This is a genomic window from uncultured Thiodictyon sp. (assembly GCF_903946935.1).
Classification (GTDB): domain Bacteria; phylum Pseudomonadota; class Gammaproteobacteria; order Chromatiales; family Chromatiaceae; genus Thiodictyon.
Map to the genome: position 1 here is coordinate 25,809 of NZ_CAJAXH010000318.1, position 18,113 is coordinate 43,921.

Here is an 18,113-nt window from a genome sequence, read left to right on the forward strand (position 1 = left end):
GTTAGGTGGCTACCTCCAGGTTCGGCGAGGGGCGTTGCAGGAAGTTGCCCTGAACATAGTCCACTCCAGCGGTCCACAGGATGGTCAGTGACCGGGCGTCCTCGACCCCGGTCACCACGGTCTTGACGTTGAATTCCCGGGACAGATTGGCCAGTACCGCCAGGCGCTGCTGTTTGTTCTGGTCGTCAGCCAGACCTTTGGCGAACTCCGGGAGCAGGAGGACGAAATCCAGTGCGAGCCCCTGTAACAGCATCTGGGGGTGGTCGCTGGCGCCAAAGCGATTGACCGCGATCCGACATTTGATCGTCTTCAGGCTCTCGACGATCCGGGTGAGGCTGCTCAGGTTGCCATCCACCAGTGCCTCCTGGAATACGAAGGTGAGCCAATTCCCGCGGACATCGAACTCGCGTAGACAGTCGCAGATCCAGATCAGTATACCGGGATCGCGGAAACTATCCTCAGCCAGGTTGATGAAAAAGTTGAGCTGGTGTCCGGACCGGCGGTGCTCTCCCAAGGCCTTGATCGCATGGCGAATTGCCCATTTGTCGAGGCGCTCGATCAGGCCGCTGAGGATGGCCGCACCGATAAACTCCCGGGCCTCGATCAGCGTGTCGGAGGGGTCGTTCAAGCGCATCAGGACGCCGTAATTCTCCTGATTGTCCCCCATCAGACTGATGATCGGCTGGTAAACGAGCACAAAGCGATCATTCGCCAATGCCCACTTGACCATGTCGATCATCGCCGCGTCGCTGTCTGCTGCGCTCTGTTTGGTGCGGGCGGCCAGCGAGGTGCTCTTCTGGGTCCCGGTGGGGGTCCCCGTGGGTCGCACGGGCGCCGGGGCGCCGCCGCCACAGGCACGAAAGGCCTCGTCGAGCAGGTTGGCGGAGGGTGGGCTCAACCCCGCGATGACGATATAGCCGACGTCGCAGTTGCCTTCGATCTCCGACTTGGCACCCGCGGCCGGGGGTAGGCGCACCTGCGCGCGGATGCGTTCCGCCAGACCCTCGGCGCCGATCTCATCGAGCTCCGGGGCGAGGAGCCCGTAACTGTCATCGCTCAGACGCACCAGCATCCCGAGGGTCGCACACAAACGGGTCAAGGCGGCGGTGAGGCTGCCTATCAACTCCAGACCGCGGGTCAGTCCAACCTCCCGGAACAGCTTGGAGGTCTCGCGGATCGCGATATAGAACAGGGCAAAGGGCTCGTGGGCGCGGCGCTCGGGGCCCACCAGCGAGTCGATCGCCGCGATCAACTCGAGGTAGCTGGGCAGGCCATCGTCCGGGTTGTCGCCGCCCGCCTCGACCACCACAGCGGAGGGGTTCGCGACGCGCACGATGAGGCGCAGACAGTGTTCTCCATCGACCTCGGCGGGGGCGGCAGTGAGGGTTGCCGCAAAGCGGCTGGCATCGGCCCTGATACCCTGTACCCTCAGTTCAGCGGGCCCCTGGGGCGGCACCGACTGCCGGTCGCGTAGGAAGTTGCGGACCACGGATTGGTCTTTGGCCTCGATCAGGTCCAGCAAGGCGGCGGCCTGGGCGTCATCCACGGAGGGAAAGCGAAACAGGTTGAGATAGGCGGCGTTGGCGTGGACATGCATGCCCTCCTGGATGAAGGCCACCGCCTCCTCGCTACTCTCGACCAGTTCTCGCGCGCGCTCTTCACATTGGCGCAGCCGTGCCGCCAGGTCCAGGAGTTGGCGGCGCGCCCGCAGGTCCGCCAACTCGCGGCTGACCACCAGTTGGAGCTGCTCGGTATCGTTGCGGTCGGTGACGTCGCGAGCCCCGCTGTTCATCGCCCTGATCATGGACCTTGGCTCCCCGGCGCGGTCCGCGATGACGATCAATGGGACATCGCCCGCCAACTCCCGATGGCGCGCCAACACGGCGTTCAGCTCGACTGCCGGGTCGTAGGCACAGCAGACGATCAGGTCGCAGGCGCGCTGCTCCACCAGTTCCGCGATCTCTTCTGCGTGTGTGGTGTGGGTGCCGCGCACCGGCAAACCACCGTCGCGCACGGTCGTGATCAGGCGCTCAGCTTCGCTCTCCTGGGCGACCATGAGGAGCATGACGGCGGTTTGGGCTTGAGCGGGCATACGTCGTTAAGGGTTCGTTGTTGTTAGTCCAGGGCCATTATCGGCGCAGCGGGGCGGCGAGGGAAATATTGATTTTCGCGTTGTTCACGCACTGCTGTGCGGCGCCTGTTGAGCGCCGCCGGTCAAGCCAGCGGTCGCTTGTAGCCTGCACCCTCCACCTCACGCACCAGACGCGGCACCAGATACCCCGGCAGACGGGTCCGCAGGGCCGCCAGCAGGTCCAGCGCCACGCGATCCGCCACCGCGAAGTGGGCCGCTCCTTGCACCAGGTCCAATTGGTGCAGATAGTAGGGTAGCACGCCGCAGTCCAGCAGCCGTTCGCTCAATTGCGCGAGCGCGTCCGCAGTGTCGTTGACCCCGCGCAACAGGACACTCTGGTTGAGCAGGGTGACACCGCGCCCCCCCAGCGCCCGCAATCCGGTCTGCGCCGTGGCGCCGAGTTCCCGGGCATGGTTGGCGTGGATGACGAGGACCGGCCGGGGGTGCAGCGCGCCCAGAAGTTCGCCAAGCCGCGCCGTGAGCCGCGAGGGTAGCACCACGGGTAACCGGCTGTGCAGGCGCAGACGCCGCACATGGGGGATGGCGGCGAGCTGGGCGAGGAGGGTACACAGGGCGTCGTCACTGTGCATCAAGGGGTCCCCGCCACTCAAAATAACTTCGTGGAGCGTGGTATCTGAACGGATCGCCGCGATGGCGGTGGCGATTCGCGGGCCGTAGGCCCCCAGTTCGGCATAGGGGAAATGGCGACGGAAGCAGTAACGGCAGTGGACGGCGCAGCCGCCGTGGGCGATAAGCAGGGCCCGCCCCGCATACTTGCGCAGCAGCCCCGGGGTACAGGTGGCCGCACGGTCGCCCACCGGGTCGGTGCCGCATTCGGGCGCGGCGATCCGCTCGCAGCGCAGCGGCAGGACCTGGCGCAGTAGCGGGTCCTGGGCGTCGCCCGGGCGCATCAGGGCGGCGAACGCCCGCGGCACCAGCAACGGGAAGGGGCCGGGGGTCGGGTCCAGGTCGGGAAACTGATTCCGCCGCAGACCCAGCAGCGCGAGCAGTGGGTCGACCTGGGTAAATGCCGTCTTGAGCTCCGCGCGCCACGCCGCGGGCGCCACGGCGTCGGTCTGACATTGGGCCGTGCTTCGCGCTACCATGATCGGCCAATTTTCCACAGCTAACGAGGGCGACATGGCAAACTACAACACCAGTGAGTTCAAGAGTGGTCTCAAGATCATGCTGGACGGGGACCCGTACAACATCGTCGAGAACGAATTCGTCAAGCCCGGCAAGGGCCAGGCCTTCAACCGGGTGCGGGTACGCAACCTCAAGAACGGCCGGACCGTGGAGAAGACCTTCAAGTCCGGCGATACGGTGGAGGCGGCCGACGTGCATGATACCGACATGCAGTATCTGTACAACGACGGCGAGCAGTGGCATTTCATGGACCCGGCCAGCTACGAGCAGATGACGGCCGACGCCACGGTCGTCGGCGACGCGGCCAAGTGGATCAAGGATCAGGATATGTGCAAGGTGACCCTGTGGAACGGTCTGCCCCTGGCCGTGGAGGCGCCGAACTTTGTCGTGTTGCTGATCACGCAAACGGATCCTGGCCTCAAGGGCGATACCTCCGGTGGCGGCGGCAAGCCGGCGACCTTGGAGACCGGTGCCGTCGTGCGCGTCCCCCTGTTCGTGCAGAGCGGTGAGTTGGTTCGGGTGGACACCCGTACCGGCGAATACGTCTCCCGCGCCAAGGAGTGAGCCCGTCTCCCGACTGGCCGCCCAGCGCCGCCCTGGAGGCGATCCGGGCGCGGGCCGCGATGCTCGCGCGCCTGCGCGGCTTCTTTGCGGTCGCCGGCGTCCTGGAGGTCGAGACCCCCATCGCCGCGCGCTGCGCCGGGTCCGACCCGGCGCTGGATAGCCTGGTGACGTGCTGGCATGGACCGGGCTACCCGCGGGGACTGCCGCTGTATCTGCAGACCTCGCCCGAATTCCCCATGAAGCGTTTGTTGGCCGCCGGACTCGGTCCCATCTATCAGATTTGCAAAGTCTTTCGTGACGGCGAGCGGGGTCGTCTCCACCACCCTGAGTTCAGCCTGCTGGAGTGGTACCGACCGGGCTGCGGTTACCAGGCGCTGATGGACGAGGTGGCCGCGCTGGTGCGCTGCGTGCTTGAGCGTCCCGACCTGCCGAGTGAGCGCATCACCTATCGCGGGCTCTTTCGTGAGCGGTTGGGGCTCGATCCCTGGGCGGCCGGGGTGTCGGCGTTGCGCGCGCGGGCGCTGGCCGCCGGGATCACGGGGATCGAGTCCATGGAACTGGATCGGGATGGTTGGCTCGACCTGTTGCTGACCCACTGCCTGGAACCCGGCTTGGGGGTGGGGCGCCTCACCTTCCTCACGGATTACCCGCCGAGCCAGGCGGCCCTGGCCCGGCTGCGGGTCGATGAAGTGGTGGTGGCAGAGCGCTTCGAGCTCTATCTCGATGGGGTGGAACTGGCCAACGGCTTCCAGGAATTGACCGATGTCGCCGCGCAGGCGGCGCGTTTTCACGCGGACCAGGACACCCGCCGCCGCCAGGGACGCGTTACACTGCCGCTGGACGAGTCCTTCCTCGCGGCCTTGAGCGCCGGGATGCCGGAGTCGGCCGGGGTCGCCCTGGGGCTGGATCGGTTGCTGATGGCGCACCTGCACGTGCGCCACATCGACGCCGTGCTGGCCTTCCCGGTGGAGCGGGTTTAGCCCCCGAAGCCCTTCTGGATCGCCTCCACATCCATGGCTTCGATATACTGCTGCACCGCGGCAGCGTCCTGCAGGCCGCTGCCCTTGGCCTGAATCAGGAGGCGGTTACCGATCATCAGGGAAACCTCATACTCGTCGGAATCCGGCGCATGTTTGGTGATGCCCCGCTGTCCTTTGAACGTGTAAGGCTTGGAGCCCGGGTCCGCCTGCATCATGAAGGGTGAGGAGAGGAACATGGTCAACATCGGCAGCAGCGGGGAGTCGGCCGTCACGGTGACATTCACCTCGGCGCCGTCTGCGCGAAAATAGCGCCGGGTCAGATTGATGCCGGTGATCATCCCGGCGAGTCCGCCGGACTGTGATTGTCCCGGATCGGCCTGCCAACCGGCGAGCGGCTCCGGCAGCAATTTCAACAGGTCCGCCGTCTGCCGCTCCTTGATGGCGGCGACGGCGAAGTTCAGGGTGTCCGCGGCGGTGCGCAGATCACCCGCGTCATAGGCCTTGCGGGCGGCGTCGAGTTGCTCGGTGACCTGATCGGCGCGCGCCGCGGCGGCGAGGGTCAGGACGGCGGCGAGGGCCGCGTTGAGCGGCGTGCGGTGTCTCATTGAGGGTCCTCCGGTTGGGTCCAAGAGCGGGCCTGGGGTATTATGGCGCGAACCCGCCGCGCCTGCGCGAATCCTTGGCCCAAGGTACGTCGCGTGCATTGTTGGCGCCGCGCCCGGTCCTCACTTATCATGCCTGCATTGCTGCCTCGCACCTGACCCGGCGGCCAGGGCACCAGCACCAGCCACGGTCGAACACACGAGATGGATCATCATGCCTGACGCCAGTTGCACCAGCGATCCGCTGGTCTGTTTCCTTGGGTCTAACCTCAGCCTCATGGAGACCCTGCACACCCGCTTGGCCGAACACCTGATCAACCTGCGTTCAGCCGAGAACATCACGGCGCTGCGCTCCGCGGCGGGTGCCCATGCGGCGATCATCCTGATCGTGGAGCTCGACGGACTACCCGTCGGACGCACGGTGTCGAGCGTCCTGGATCGGCTGGAGGGGGACACCGGTTGCCGTCCCGAGTTGCTGTGTCTGGTGGGGCAGGCGCTGTCCGCCGAGCGTAGCGTCGAGGCCTGTCACGAGGCGTTCGCGACCTTCCAGGCGCCATTCGATACGGCGCTCATCGTCGCGCGCGTCCTCGAGTGGGTGGCCGCCCGGACGGTGCGGCGGCAACGCGTGCTGATCGTGGACGGGCTGCCCGAGGAGGGGGACGCGATCCAGGCGATTCTGCGCGGTGCCGGCCTGTCGGCAGACCAGGCGACCGAACCGCGGCAGGTGGTGCGGGCACTGGAACAGTCGCCGACCGACCTGGTCCTGTTGGATCTCAACCTGCCCGGGGGCGCCAGCCGACGACTCACTGACGCCATCCGCGGCCACGCGCTACTCTTCAACCTGCCGATCCTCTTTCTCTCGGCGGCCGCCGCGCCGCAACAGCAAGGCGAGCTCTTGCGCCTGGGCGGTGACGAATATCTGGCGCGGCCAGTGGCGGCCGAGCAGTTGCTGGCCGCGGTGCGCGGGCGGCTCGCCAGCGTGGCGGACGCCCCCGCCGACAGACCCCGGGCGAGCGACGGTGCGAAGGTGCCTCAGTTGCTCAGCCAGACCCAACTGATCAAGCGCCTCGATCAGGCCATCCTCAATCATGCGGTCCCAGCGGTCGGCCAGGCCGTCCTGTTCGTTCGGCCAGACGATTCGGCGGCACTGGCGGCATTGGACGCGGCGGGGCGCGATCAGGTGTTGAGCCTGGTGTTCGAGCTGGTCTGTCGCCAGGCGGGCGGCGCTCTGCTGGGTGGCTCACTGTGTGAGGACGGGTGCTATGCCTGGCTACACTGCGCCGGCGATGCCGAACTGATTGAAGTGGCCAATCTCATCTGCAAGAGTGCCAAGGCAATGCCCCTGCCGGCTAGGATCGGTCAGGTGTCGTTGAGCATCGGGATGGGTTTCTTCACGCCCCCGCTGGATAACGCCTTGACCCTGATCTCACGGGCCGAGGCCGCTGGCGAGCAGGCGCGCAAGGCGGGGGGCAATCGGGTCCATCGCGATTCCGGCGGGCGGCGGCCGGCGGCGGCCGGTGCCCCCATCCTGGAACTGTTGCAGCGTGCGTTGAATGGATCGGGGTTTCGGTTGGTCTACCAGCCCATCGTTTCGCTGCGCACGAGCACCCATGAACGCTATGAAGTGCTGCTGCGGCTGCGCACGCCGCATGGCGAGATTATGCCGCCCCTGACCTTCCTGCCGGTGGCCGCCGAGCACGGTCTGCTGCCGGCCCTGGATCGCTGGGTGCTGGCGGGCGCACTCGCGACCCTGCGGGCGGAACGCGACACCGGCCGGCGGACCCGTCTGATGATCCACCAGACGGCCGCCAGCTTGGCTGAACCTGGCTGGCTTGCGTGGTTACGCGACGAGATCGTGCGCCTGCACCTGATTCGTCAGCGCCCGGTGCTGGAATTCAACGCCCGGGATATTCTGGCCGACGAGGGCCAGGCGCGGTTGCTGTTCCCTGAACTAGCCAGGTTGGGCATCGAGATCTGTCTGGCCGGTGTCACCGACACCAAGGAGACCATCGAGCTGATCTCTCGTCTGCGCATCGGCTTTGTCAAACTGGCGCGTGAACTGGTCGACCGGGAGTCGGGGGCGCGCCTCAATGGGCTGGTCGGGCGCATGCATGGCCACGGGCCGCAGGTGATCGCGGCGGGCATCGAAGACCCGGAGGCCATCGGGCGCGTCTGGTCCAGCGGAGTGGATTTCATCCAGGGGAACTTCATCCAGTTTCCCGAGGAAACCCTGAACTTCCAATTCCATGAAGAGGTGCTCGGCTAGGTGGGCCGTCGGCCGCCACGGGCTTCCCCATGAAGCTGCTTGCACTCGATACCAGCGGCGACGCCTGCTCTGCCGCCCTGTACCTCGATGGTGCGATTGAGCAACGCCTGGAACTCGCCCCGCGCGGACACGCGCAGCTGATCCTGCCAATGATGCAGTCACTGCTCGCGTCCGCCGGGATCGCGCTGGGGGCACTGGACGCCATTGCCTTTGGGCGCGGGCCCGGGTCCTTTACCGGTGTGCGGATTGCGGTGGCGGTGGCCCAGGGAGTCGCCTTCGGGGCGGGACGGCCGACGGTCCCGGTCTCTACCCTGGCCGCGCTGGCTCAGGGCGCGTTGCGCCGCAGCGGCCGACGCCGGGTGCTTGCCGCACTGGATGCGCGGATGGGCGAGGTTTACTGGGGTGCCTACGAGGTCGACGCGGACGCCGTGATGAGGTGCGTCGGCGCGGAGTCGGTCGCGCCGCCCGGCGCGGTCCAGATACCCCCGGGCGACGGCTGGTACGGGGTAGGTCCCGGCTGGGCGGCCCATCGCGAGACCCTCGCGCAGCGCATCGGGAGCCGGCTGCAGGGCGTCTGCGCGCCGGCGCTCTGCGAGGCCCGCGACCTGGCCCCGATCGCGGCGGCCGAGTTGGCGGCGGGGCGTGCGGTGGCGGCGGAACTGGCGCGACCGGTCTATCTGCGCGAGCGAGTGACGTACCCGGCGGCCCGGGTCGGCACCCCGATCTAAGCGCAACGATCGCTGCCGACGACGGTCTCAGGGTTGGGCGGGCACCCGGTGGATAGCGCCGTCATGCGCATGATCGTCCTGATGGTGACAATGGCGCTTGAGACAACTCAGGATATAGGTCAGCAGGAGGCCGCCGACCACCGCGAAGGCCAGGGCGCTGGCCCCTGCCCGCGGGCCTACCTCGGGAATCGAGAGTCCCAGGGTAAGCCACGTCAGGAATGCGCTGATCGTTGCGATCATCCCCACCACAATGAATGGCAGGGGAGAGTTATTGCACTTAGAACAAAGCTTCATGGTCGACTCGGTGGTTGCGGGTGGGTCGCCTGGGTCCCTGGCATCGCAGGAAAGGCAATGCTAACTATTGATCTTATCATTATCTGGAAAATCTTTACAGAAAAGACTCAATGCGTCCATCAAGCGACGGCGGAGTCATTCAGTGTTTTTGGCCGGAAAGCATAGCGGAATTGGGAGATAGTGCATTGTCGATCATCAATCCATGACCCCACGCCCGCCGTGCGCCGAGGAACTGTGGTTGCCTGATCGTGGACCGGGGCCACGCCGCCAGTTGGAGCGGATCTATGCCGCGGCCCTCCAGGCGGTGGACGGGCGGGCGGCGGTGCGCCGGGCACTGGTGACTGGGGACATGGCCGGCCCCTGGTGGGTGATCGCCGTCGGCAAGGCCGCCGCCGCCATGACACTGGGCGCACTGGATTGCCTGGGGTCGCGGTGTCTGGGTGGGCTCGCGATCGAGAAGACCTTGCCGCCGGACCTGCGGCCCTTCGTCGCCCACGGCGTCGACTGCCGGATCGGCGGTCATCCACTGCCCACCGGGGCCAGCCTCGCCGCTGGCGAGCACTTGCTCGCGGCCCTGGCGCGCACCCCGCCGGGGGCGCGGCTCCTGTTCCTGATCTCCGGCGGTGCCTCCAGCCTGGTCGAGGTGCCGGTGGCCGGGCTGGGATTGGCGCAACTGGAGCGGCTCAACCGCTGGCTGCTGGCGAGCGGCCTGCCGATCGGGCCGATGAATCGGGTCCGCACGGCGGTCTCGCGCATCAAGGGCGGCGGACTGCTGGCGGCCCTGCCGCCGACGCCGCGGCGGGTGCTCGCGATCTCCGACGTACCCGCGGATGACCCGGGACTGATCGGCTCCGGCCTCCTGGTCCCGGCGTCGACGGCGGCGCTCGCCGTGGCACTGGCCGGGCTCGACCTGCCGCCCTGGCTGCGCACCTGGGTCGAGCTGGGGCTCGCCCAACGCGCGGCCGCACCGCGTCCGGGGCCGCCCATCGAATTGGTCGCGACGCTCGGGCTGGCCAAGTCCGCCGCCGCCGCGGCGGCGCGGGCGGCCGGACTCCCGGCGATGGTCCACCCGGCGTTGCTCGACGGCGACGCCGCCCAGCGCGGGGGTGAACTGGCCCGCCAGGTGTGCGACGGGGTACCCGGGGTTCAGGTCTGGGGGGGCGAGACGACGGTGCGCCTCCCACCGGCGCCGGGACGTGGCGGGCGCAATCAACACCTGGCCCTGGCGGCGGCGCTGGAGCTGGCCGGTCACGACGATTGCTGGCTGCTCGCCGCCGGCACCGACGGCAGCGACGGCCCCGGCGAGGATGCCGGTGCCCTGGTCGACGGCTGGACCCTGGCGCGCGCAGCCCGCGCGGGTCTCACCGGCGCGGACTGTCTGGCCCGCGCCGACAGTGGCCGCCTGCTGGCCGCCAGCGCCGACCTGATCGCTACCGGGCCGACCGGAACCAATGTCATGGACCTGGTGCTGGGGCTCAAGATGCCGCGGCTTTGAGCACCCGTTAGCGCTCCGTTTGCGTGAGCCATTCGGGCTAGCGCAGGAACGAAAGATCGCTGCGCACGTCGGGTTCGACATCCGCCCGGATACTGTGGATCGCTGCGGTTGCCGCTTCCTGTGTCGGGAATGCGAGTGGACGTCCGCTGGATTCTAAGCAATAAGGCCCCGACGCGCGTGAATGCGGCATAGATCAGCCAGGAGGGGGAGACCTGGCCGGAGAGACCGGCCGGCAGGTCGCTCGCGTTTTCGATCCGTTGGAGATAGACATGCTCCGCGATGCGGAGTGCTTGCAGACTGGTCGGACGAAGTTGAGTCGCCATGGGATTCTCCCGGGTTGAAAAGCATCGACAGGCTGCGGAGCCTAGCAGGAGCAAGTTGAACGCTTCCTGAAGGCGCCAGGTTGTGCGGCGTGAAGTTGCTACTTCGCTTTGGGCTTCAATGTGTCGATCTCAAGCGTCCTCGGCCATGTCCCGTCCCGGGGTTTGAGCCATCCCGGGGCCAGGGGTGTTTGGCAGAACCATGGCGGCCCGCACCCTGACCAATCCGGCGCCGGGGGTAGTCTGCGCGCACCGCAGTCGCTGGGCGCGGGCGCGGGGGTGTCCGGCGACGGTTTGGTCCACCAGGCGGCAGCGAGGGTGGTGAGCAGGTTCAGGATCAGTAACCCCGCCAACAGCCAGTGCCAGCGCGCCGCGGCGGGCGCCGGAGGTGTTCGCTGCGGTTCGGTACCGGAGTCGACGCCCGTTGCTGTGAGTCGATCGAGCCGGCCCTCCAGCCGCCATAGGGCGCCTTCGATACCAGGGCGGCGCAGCACATTGAGCAGGAGTGCGCGATAGTCGCCCGGCAGTCGATCCAGATGCTCCACCAATGCCGCTAGATTGGACTGGTCGGCGCGGGTGGCGGGGAGCAGGACGAAGGCGCCGGGGGCCAAGTCGAGGGGGTCGGGTCCGAGCGGTTGGCGTGCCGGCTCCTGGCCCGGGCGCAAGACCAGCAGCTCGGTGGCCGGGTCGTACCCCGGGGCGGGGATGGTCTCGACGCGCAGTTGCAGGGCGGCGCCGACCAGTCGGGTTTCGGCGATGAGTCCCCCGTCGGCCGCGTCGATCCAGGGGCGGATGGTTTCGATCTCGATGGCCAGGGCGTCCGTCGCCGCTCGGTGCAGCGCGCCCCGGCAGTACACCTGATAGAGCGTCTCGCCGCCCCCGTCGGTGTGCGTCCAGGTATACAGGTGGCAGGATGCGGTGTCGCGGTTGCAGAAAAAGGCGAGCCGTTCGTTCATCGATCCGCTGCTCCGTTCGTCGGTTGGGGCCAGATACGCTCAATGGCCTGGGTGCGCCAGGCCCCGGCGAGTGCGGCCGATTCGGCCGCGGGCAGGGCGTCGCGCTCGGCGTCGATCAGGCCGAGCGCCGCCTGCCGGGTCGCCTCCGCGAGTGGGCCGCCTGGCCCGGGGCGGGCGGGCGGCGCCGTTTGCTCCAGCACGCTGCCGAGCAGTCCCTCCCACCAGCGCGGGTCGCGGCGCAGTGCGGCGCAGTGCGGGTGATACATCAGCCAGTGCGCCAGGGTGCCGGCCTGGCGCTCGGGTTGGAGGATGACGGCGACCTGCAACAGGGGCAGGATGGGCCGGTCATCCGCGCGTGCCGTCCAGTCATAACCGGCGCTGTCGCTGGCGAGCACCTGCTGGAGGGTGTGCCAGCCGTGCGCGATGAGTGGGCTGGTGCGGTCGCGCCGCGGCGCGGGTAACTGGCTGATCGCCCGCCAGAGCGCGACCAGTGGGTGTGCGTCGGCGCGGCGCTCGCCCCCGCTCGCCGCGTCCCGCAGCTGCTGGCCCAGTTGCGCCAGCACCGGGCTCTGCGCCGACCCGCCGGACAGCGCGGCGATGACCTCCCCGACCCAGGCCCCGGGCGGCGCGAGCTGCGCCACCAGCAGCGCCCGGTCGTCGGGGTCGGCGCAATGCGCGGCCAGGTCCTGGACCTGGTCGGCCTGGAAGGGATGGACCCAGGGCCAGTGGGTGTCCGGCTGGGTCAGCAGGCGGACCTCGTCCGCAGTGAGTGTATCCAGGTCCGCCAGTATCTGGCGCCAGGTCTCCCGGGTGACATCCACCAGGGGCTCATGCAGGGCATCCTGCGGGCCATGCGGCCGCTCTAACCGCCACTGCGGCGGGCGGCCCCTGGCCTGGTCCTCGCGCAGGGGCGTGAGTGCCGGGCTGGCGATCCAGGCGAGGGCGAGTCGGTGCCGGGTCGGGGCGTCCAGGGTCGGTGCGGCGTGCCGTCGCCAGGCCAACCAGGCGCCGGCCTGGAGCAGTTGCGCCGTGGTCTGCTGCGGGGTCTGCTCCATCAGGGTTTGGAGCCGCCGCTGGTAGGCGGCGATGGCCGCCCCCGCGCCCTCGGGCAACAGGGCCCCGAGCGCGATCAGGTCGCGCCCCAGCAGCCGCCGGCCGATCGCCTCCTGCTGCAATAGCAGGGCGGCAAGCGGCGGGGTGGGTCGCACGTGCAGGCAGCCCTGGGCATCGAACAGCGCGTCGGCGTCCAGGAGGTCCCAGCGCCCGGCGAGCAATTGGGCCAAGAGCCCCGCCGGATCGGGGACCTTGGCGAGCCCCGCGGTCGCCGACCAGAAGCGCGCCCGCAACGCCCCGGCCTCCTGCGGCCTGGTCCGTGCCAAGGGCGCCGCGAGGTCGAGATAGAGCAGCGGATGGGTGGCCGGATCGAGCCGCCCGAGCGCCCCTTCCAGGTCCTGCGCGATGGCCTCCAGGCCCGCCGGTGCGGCCCCCAGTCGGGCGAACAGTTGGGGCGCCTGGTCGGCCAGGGCCGGCGGGTGGCGAAGTAACTGCCGCGCCAGCGTCGTGGCCTGGGGTACGTTCAGCGCCGCCAGGTCCCCGCACTGCCAGGGGGGCGTCAGCACACCGGCCGCGCCCGCCTCCAGCAAGAGCTCGAACAGGCCCGGCTGGTCCAGCCAGTCGAGTAAGAACGCTGCCTCGCCTTGGCGTATACCGAGCGTTCCGGCTTGATACTCCGCCCGCAACGCGCCGGCCAGCGGGCCGCCCGTGGCCGCCAGGTCCGCGATGGCGAGGGGACCGGTCAGGGCGGCCGAGCGGGTCGCGCAGAGCAGCGGCGGGGAGCGCTCGCACAACTCCAACAGGCGGCGGCGCTTGGCCCCGTCGCTCGGATTCCACCAGGCGGAGAGCCCGGCATCGAGCGTCGCGCCGCGTTGCTGGAAGGCGGCGATGAGTGCGTCCTGGAGCCGGCGCTCGCCCGCGCTGAGGTCCTCGTCCGCGCGCAGGATGAAGCGAATCAAATGGTCCGGTGGGAAGCGTGCCCAGTCCGGCGGGGGGATCAGGGCCGCCCAGGGGACCTGCGGGTTGGCGCGCGCCTGGGCGAGCAGGAAGTTGGCGAACAGGCTGCCGCAGTGGGCCGCGGTGCCGGCCAGCGCGACGGCCAGGTTATAGGTGAGGGTGACCCAGTCGGTGAGCTCCGGCCCGGGCAGGTCGCCGGGGTCGGCCCAGAGCCGATCGAAGCGCTCGCCGAACGCGGTGAGATGGGTCGGGAAGCGTTGCGCGCCCTCGATGACGGCGCGGGCATAGTCGCTCAAGCCGGCCGCCGGTGCGGGTCCGTCGCGGCGCTCGCCGCTGGCGTCGAGCAGCACGGCATGGCGTTTCACCGCGCTCAGGGCCGCTCCGCACAGCTCCTGGGGAATCACCAGGAGGTCCGCCGTCGCACCCGCCCCCAGAAAGGAGTCGGGGGCGCGGCTGAAGCACCGCACCCGACAGCGGCGCCGCAGCCGCTGCGGGAGTGCGCCGCGGGCGAAGGCGACGATCTGCGCCAGTGGCGACCCGGTGACGAACTGCGTGAGCGGCACGCCCAGGATCACCGGCCAGCCGGTCGCCATCCCGTGGAACAGGTGGGCGATGAGGCTGATCGCCAAGTCCTTGTCCGCCAGGGTGGGCGCCAGGCCGCTCGGGGGTGTCGGGTCGAGGTGCGCGCCGCCGTCCGGCCCTGCCTGACTCAGAAAGGCCGCATCCTGGCCCAGATAGAGGCCTGGATCGAAGCCGCCGGTACAGGCGGTGAGCGGCCAGGCGCGCGCGTGGGCGAAATAGGCGTCGCGCCGGTCATACTTGCCCGCGGCGGTGAGCCGCACCACGAAATAATAGGGGCCGGCGGGGAAGCAGGACCAGCCAGTCAGCCGCTCCTGGAGTCGGCCATAGTCGCCGGGGCTGGCATCCAGGGTTAGCCACTGGCGGATGGTGCGCAGCAGCTCAGGGTCGGCCAGCAAGGGTGCATCCGCCGCCAGGTACTGCTCGCCGCGCTTGATCGGCGCGCCCGCCTCGCCGATGCCTTGATCGGCCTGGCCGCGGCAGATTGAGTAACTGGGTGGAATCACGGATGCTCCGGGCAGAATTGTCGGTTGCTTCTGCTACGATAGCGCGACTGTCTCAGGCGGAAAACAGTAGCGTGCATTTGTGAGGCCGGCGGTGAATCAGTGTGGGGTTGCAAGCGGCTCAGGGCCGGGGGCCGCGGGCTCCCGATCCCGGCCTTGTGTGCGCCGGCCAGGCCCACGCTGGCGCTGGTTGTCACTGTGGCTGATCGGTCTGCTGTTGAGCGCGTCGCCGGCCGCGGCCCTCAAACTGGAGGTGGAGGTCAAAGGCTTGGAGGGGGAGCAAAAGGCCAACGTACTGGCCCTGCTCGCCATCTATCAGGAGCGCAACGACGCGGCCCTCAGCGGGGCGCGGATGCAGGTCTTGCATCGGCTCGCCCCCGAGCAGATCCGCGAGGCCTTGACCCCCTTCGGACTCTATCGTGTCGCGGTTAAGGATAGCCTCACGGCGCCCACCGACCGCCGCGGGGCCTGGGTCGCCACCTATGGGGTCGATCCCGGGCCGCCGGCCAGGATCGCCGCCGTCAACTATCGGATTGTCGGCCCCGGGGCCGAAAACCCGGCCTTTCCCAAAGAGTTTCCCATGAAGGTGGGGGATGTGCTGCTGCATAGTCGCTATGAACAGGCCAAGTCCGACCTGCGCTACGCCGCCTCTTCCCATGGATACCTGGACTACCAACTGCTGGAGCATCAGGTCCTGGTGGACCCAGTCAGCAATGGGGCAGTGGTCAACCTGGTGCTGGAGACCGGCCCACTCTATTTCTTCGGCCCGGTGAGTTTTACCCAGGACCTGCTGAACGAGGGCCTGTTGCGGCGCTTTGTGCGCATCAAACCGGGCGAGGTCTACAATCCGGACCGATTGGTGAGCCTGCAATCGCGGCTGCTGGCGACCGAATATTATAGTCAGGTCGTGATCCAACCCCATAAGGACCTCACCGGCAAGAGTCAGGTGGTGCCCATCGAGGTGATCGCGAGCCGCAATAAGGCCAACAAATTTCGGGTGGGCGCAGGTTTCGCGACCGATATCGGCCCACGCCTCAGCCTGGACTGGCATCGCCGCTATCTGACCCCCAGTGGCGACAAGTTTCATACCTTACTGAGCCTGTCCCCGGGTCTTTCACGCTTCGACTTCGACTATCGTATACCCATTCGCGATCCGCGCCGCGACTATTTCCGTATCAACCCGAGCTTCTCCCATTACGATAACAGCACCCAAAAGGGCTCGATTGCCTTGATCCACTTTGGTCAATCCATCGTCATCGGGGACCGCTGGCGGCGCGATCTGGGGGTCGACTACCGCTACGAGAACTATGAGATCAACGGGGTGACACAGCCCGCGGTCAATGAGCTCGTACCCAACGTCTCCTGGGCCAAGACGGTATCGGACGACCCGGTCTATACCACCGATGGCTATCGCATCAAATTCACCGTATTGGGGGCCGTGGGGGGGATTGTCTCACCGAACTCCTATTTGTCCGGTCTGCTCGACTTCAAATGGATCGAGCGGGTCTCGAAAAAGTATCGCGTACTCACCCGCGCCGACCTGGGTGCCACCTGGGCCGCCAGTGTGAACGACCTGCCGGCCAGCCGCCGCTTCTATGCCGGCGGCGATAGCTCGATCCGGGGTTGGGGTTTCGATGCATTGGGCCCCAACAATCCGCTCAACGACCAGACCGTCGGGGGGCGTTATCTCGCTGTCGGCAGCCTGGAGCTGGAGCGCGAGATCAAGGGCAACTGGAGCGCTGCCGTCTTCACCGACTTCGGCAATGCATTCGATCCGGCCTACCCGGAGGTCTTCAATCAGAGCGTGGGGCTGGGCGTGCGCTGGCGCTCGCCGATCGGCCAGATCCGCCTCGACCTGGCCTTTGCCCTCACCACGGGTCAGGGTCCCAGCACCTGGGGCCTCCCGCCGGCCCGGCTGCATTTCGTCATCGGGCCGGATTTGTGAATATGCGGCAAAATGGCGCCTCGCCCGGCTACTCTACGAACGGGACTGGGACCGGCAGCGGATCATCGACCTCTTCGCCGTCATCGACTGGATGATGCGCCTACCCCCAGCGCTAGAAAACAAACTCTGGCAGGAACTCACGACCCTGGAGTGTAATAAAACCATGCCTTACGTCACCTCTGTCGAACGCATCGGATACCAGCGGGGCCACTTGGAAGGCCGCGAAATTGGCCGTGAGGAAGGCCGTGAGGAAGGCCGCGAGGAAGGCAGGCATGTGGAAGCCTTCGCCCTAGTCCAAAAGTTGCTCCGCCGCCGCTTCGGCTCCCTGCCTCCGGAAGTCGAGGAGCGCATCGTCCCCTTGCCGCTGGAACGCATCGAAGCCCTCGGCGAGGCGCTGCTGGACTTCACCGCCGTGACCGACCTGGATGCCTGGCTGCGTCGGCACTGAGCCAGCCCCTGGCAAGACCATCGGAACTCCGTCCCTGGAACGCGCCCGCGACACCCCCGCCGCGGTCCTGCGTACCATTGCCGCCCGCAGCCTGGCCGAGATCGAAGACGCGCTGGTCAAGGACCGGCTCAACGCACTGGCTTGGTTCGCTGCCGCCGGACTGCTGGAGATCAAACTGGCGCTGCGGATCACGGCCCAGGGTGCCTAAGCCCGCGGACTCTTTCACGCCAAGACCGGCGTCTTCTCCGACCGACCCCAACCAAATCCGCGAGCCCGGCCCCGGCGCCACCTTAGCCCCGCCCGCCGGACTCGAACTGCGCCCCTACCGAAGGACGCCATCCGCGCCTGGAGCAAGGCGGGCGGGCGCTGCGTCCTGCCCGCTCTGCGGATCCCCCACCAAGACCTTTTTCGTGTACTGGATCAGTCCGATGAGTGCCGTATCCGAGATCGGCGTCGGCGCCAGACACTGATTTTCGCCCCGGGCGTCGCAGCGGTAGCGCAACACCACATGATTGCTGTCCACGGCCCCGGTCCCGGTCGCCTCATTGGCGCGGCTGCCCCACAGCAGATCGGCGACCTATGGGGATCGGCGATCAAGGAGGTCTTGGACTTGTGGGCGACATCGAAGGCATCTGCGACGTCGTTGACGAAGCCCTTGGAGTTGAACATCAACTCCTAAGAGTTGCAGCAGGGGTGCGTGCGCCTCGCAGTAGGGGCAATCGGAACGGAAAAAGAACCACAGCGATTCGCCCTACATCGACAACCGGCCCTTGCGCGATCCCACCAAGCCGGAGTTGCGCCGTTATACCGCTGTGTATGTCCTCAAGGAAAAAGAGGTGGGGCAGTTCAGCGACGAGTTGGTTGTGAATTGCGCGCCTTGATGTGTACGCCTTGAGCGACGAGTCAGGCGCCTGGCCAAGATAGATAAGGAAGCTATCGCACAACACTCAGGTCCAAGAAACCAAACGGGGCCGGATCAGTTCTTGGTGTCGCCAGGGGGGCAGTTCCCACGGCAAATCCGTTCTAGCCCGCCGTGGCTGGCCGTCCCCGCCGACGGCGGGAATTTTCGGTCATGCCCAGGTAGTCGAACACCAGGCGGACGTTGCGTGCCAGGCGCTGGATGGTGGCGGCGACGGTGTCGCGGGA

Annotated in this window: 16 protein-coding genes; 8 read left to right on the plus strand and 8 right to left on the minus strand. The window is 67.8% G+C overall.

Annotated elements, in window-relative coordinates:
- Window position 1: 1 nt before the first annotated feature.
- Window positions 2–2,092, minus strand: a complete 2,091-nt coding sequence (locus QZX93_RS27030; protein ID WP_295383979.1) for a bifunctional diguanylate cyclase/phosphodiesterase — start codon at window positions 2,090–2,092, stop codon at window positions 2–4.
- 122 nt (window positions 2,093–2,214) lie between these two features.
- The gene (epmB, locus tag QZX93_RS27035; RefSeq protein ID WP_295383980.1) at window positions 2,215–3,237 is read right to left on the minus strand and encodes an EF-P beta-lysylation protein EpmB; all 1,023 of its coding nucleotides are present in this window, start codon (window positions 3,235–3,237) and stop codon (window positions 2,215–2,217) included.
- Between the two features lie 34 nt (window positions 3,238–3,271).
- Between epmB and efp the strand changes: the two genes are divergently transcribed.
- Together efp and epmA are read left to right on the plus strand one after the other, a co-directional pair.
- Complete coding sequence (gene efp / locus QZX93_RS27040) at window positions 3,272–3,841, plus strand: elongation factor P (RefSeq protein WP_295383981.1); 570 nt, start codon at window positions 3,272–3,274, stop codon at window positions 3,839–3,841.
- Window positions 3,838–4,821, plus strand: coding sequence for an EF-P lysine aminoacylase EpmA (epmA, locus tag QZX93_RS27045; protein ID WP_295383982.1), 984 nt, complete (start codon window positions 3,838–3,840; stop codon window positions 4,819–4,821). The genes efp and epmA overlap by 4 nt, the downstream gene beginning before the upstream one ends.
- Here the strand turns inward: epmA and QZX93_RS27050 are convergent.
- A complete protein-coding gene (locus QZX93_RS27050) occupies window positions 4,818–5,426 on the minus strand; it encodes a hypothetical protein (RefSeq protein WP_295383983.1) in 609 nt (202 codons plus the stop codon). The two genes, epmA and QZX93_RS27050, sit on opposite strands and share 4 nt — an antisense overlap.
- Before the next feature lie 211 nt (window positions 5,427–5,637).
- Here QZX93_RS27050 and QZX93_RS27055 point away from each other — a divergent pair, with 211 nt between their 5' ends.
- Entirely contained in the window at window positions 5,638–7,689 is a 2,052-nt protein-coding gene (locus QZX93_RS27055; protein WP_295383984.1) for an EAL domain-containing protein, read from the plus strand.
- Between the two features lie 29 nt (window positions 7,690–7,718).
- Entirely contained in the window at window positions 7,719–8,417 is a 699-nt protein-coding gene (gene tsaB, locus QZX93_RS27060) for a tRNA (adenosine(37)-N6)-threonylcarbamoyltransferase complex dimerization subunit type 1 TsaB (RefSeq protein WP_295383985.1), read from the plus strand.
- A gap of 27 nt (window positions 8,418–8,444) precedes the next feature.
- Here the strand turns inward: tsaB and QZX93_RS27065 are convergent, their stop codons facing one another.
- Window positions 8,445–8,657 (minus strand): hypothetical protein, encoded by a 213-nt coding sequence (locus QZX93_RS27065; protein WP_295383986.1) that lies wholly within the window; start codon window positions 8,655–8,657, stop codon window positions 8,445–8,447.
- A gap of 256 nt (window positions 8,658–8,913) precedes the next feature.
- On the opposite strand from QZX93_RS27065, the gene QZX93_RS27070 reads away from it, so the two are divergent.
- On the plus strand, window positions 8,914–10,206 hold the full coding sequence (locus tag QZX93_RS27070) for a DUF4147 domain-containing protein (protein WP_295383987.1): 1,293 nt from the start codon (window positions 8,914–8,916) through the stop codon (window positions 10,204–10,206).
- A 421-nt stretch (window positions 10,207–10,627) separates the two neighbouring features.
- Here QZX93_RS27070 and QZX93_RS27075 read toward each other — a convergent pair whose 3' ends face one another.
- Complete coding sequence (locus tag QZX93_RS27075; protein WP_295383988.1) at window positions 10,628–11,482, minus strand: hypothetical protein; 855 nt, start codon at window positions 11,480–11,482, stop codon at window positions 10,628–10,630.
- Entirely contained in the window at window positions 11,479–14,577 is a 3,099-nt protein-coding gene (locus QZX93_RS27080) for a hypothetical protein (RefSeq protein ID WP_295383989.1), read from the minus strand. Before QZX93_RS27080 ends, QZX93_RS27075 begins: the two co-directional genes overlap by 4 nt.
- A 187-nt stretch (window positions 14,578–14,764) precedes the next feature.
- Here QZX93_RS27080 and QZX93_RS27085 point away from each other — a divergent pair, with 187 nt between their 5' ends.
- From QZX93_RS27085 to QZX93_RS27095, 3 genes are all read left to right on the plus strand, one after another.
- On the plus strand, window positions 14,765–16,519 hold the full coding sequence (locus QZX93_RS27085) for an autotransporter assembly complex family protein (RefSeq protein WP_295383990.1): 1,755 nt from the start codon (window positions 14,765–14,767) through the stop codon (window positions 16,517–16,519).
- A 163-nt stretch (window positions 16,520–16,682) separates the two neighbouring features.
- Window positions 16,683–16,967 (plus strand): DUF4351 domain-containing protein, encoded by a 285-nt coding sequence (locus QZX93_RS27090; protein ID WP_295383991.1) that lies wholly within the window; start codon window positions 16,683–16,685, stop codon window positions 16,965–16,967.
- On the plus strand, window positions 16,945–17,175 hold the full coding sequence (locus tag QZX93_RS27095; RefSeq protein ID WP_295383992.1) for a hypothetical protein: 231 nt from the start codon (window positions 16,945–16,947) through the stop codon (window positions 17,173–17,175). The genes QZX93_RS27090 and QZX93_RS27095 overlap by 23 nt, the downstream gene beginning before the upstream one ends.
- A 114-nt stretch (window positions 17,176–17,289) precedes the next feature.
- Here the strand turns inward: QZX93_RS27095 and QZX93_RS27100 are convergent, their stop codons facing one another.
- Window positions 17,290–17,490: a hypothetical protein gene (locus QZX93_RS27100; protein WP_295383993.1), complete on the minus strand. Its 201-nt coding sequence runs from the start codon at window positions 17,488–17,490 to the stop codon at window positions 17,290–17,292.
- A gap of 54 nt (window positions 17,491–17,544) precedes the next feature.
- On the minus strand, window positions 17,545–17,709 hold the full coding sequence (locus QZX93_RS27105; protein ID WP_295383995.1) for a conjugal transfer protein TraF: 165 nt from the start codon (window positions 17,707–17,709) through the stop codon (window positions 17,545–17,547).
- Window positions 17,710–18,113 lie beyond the last annotated feature (404 nt).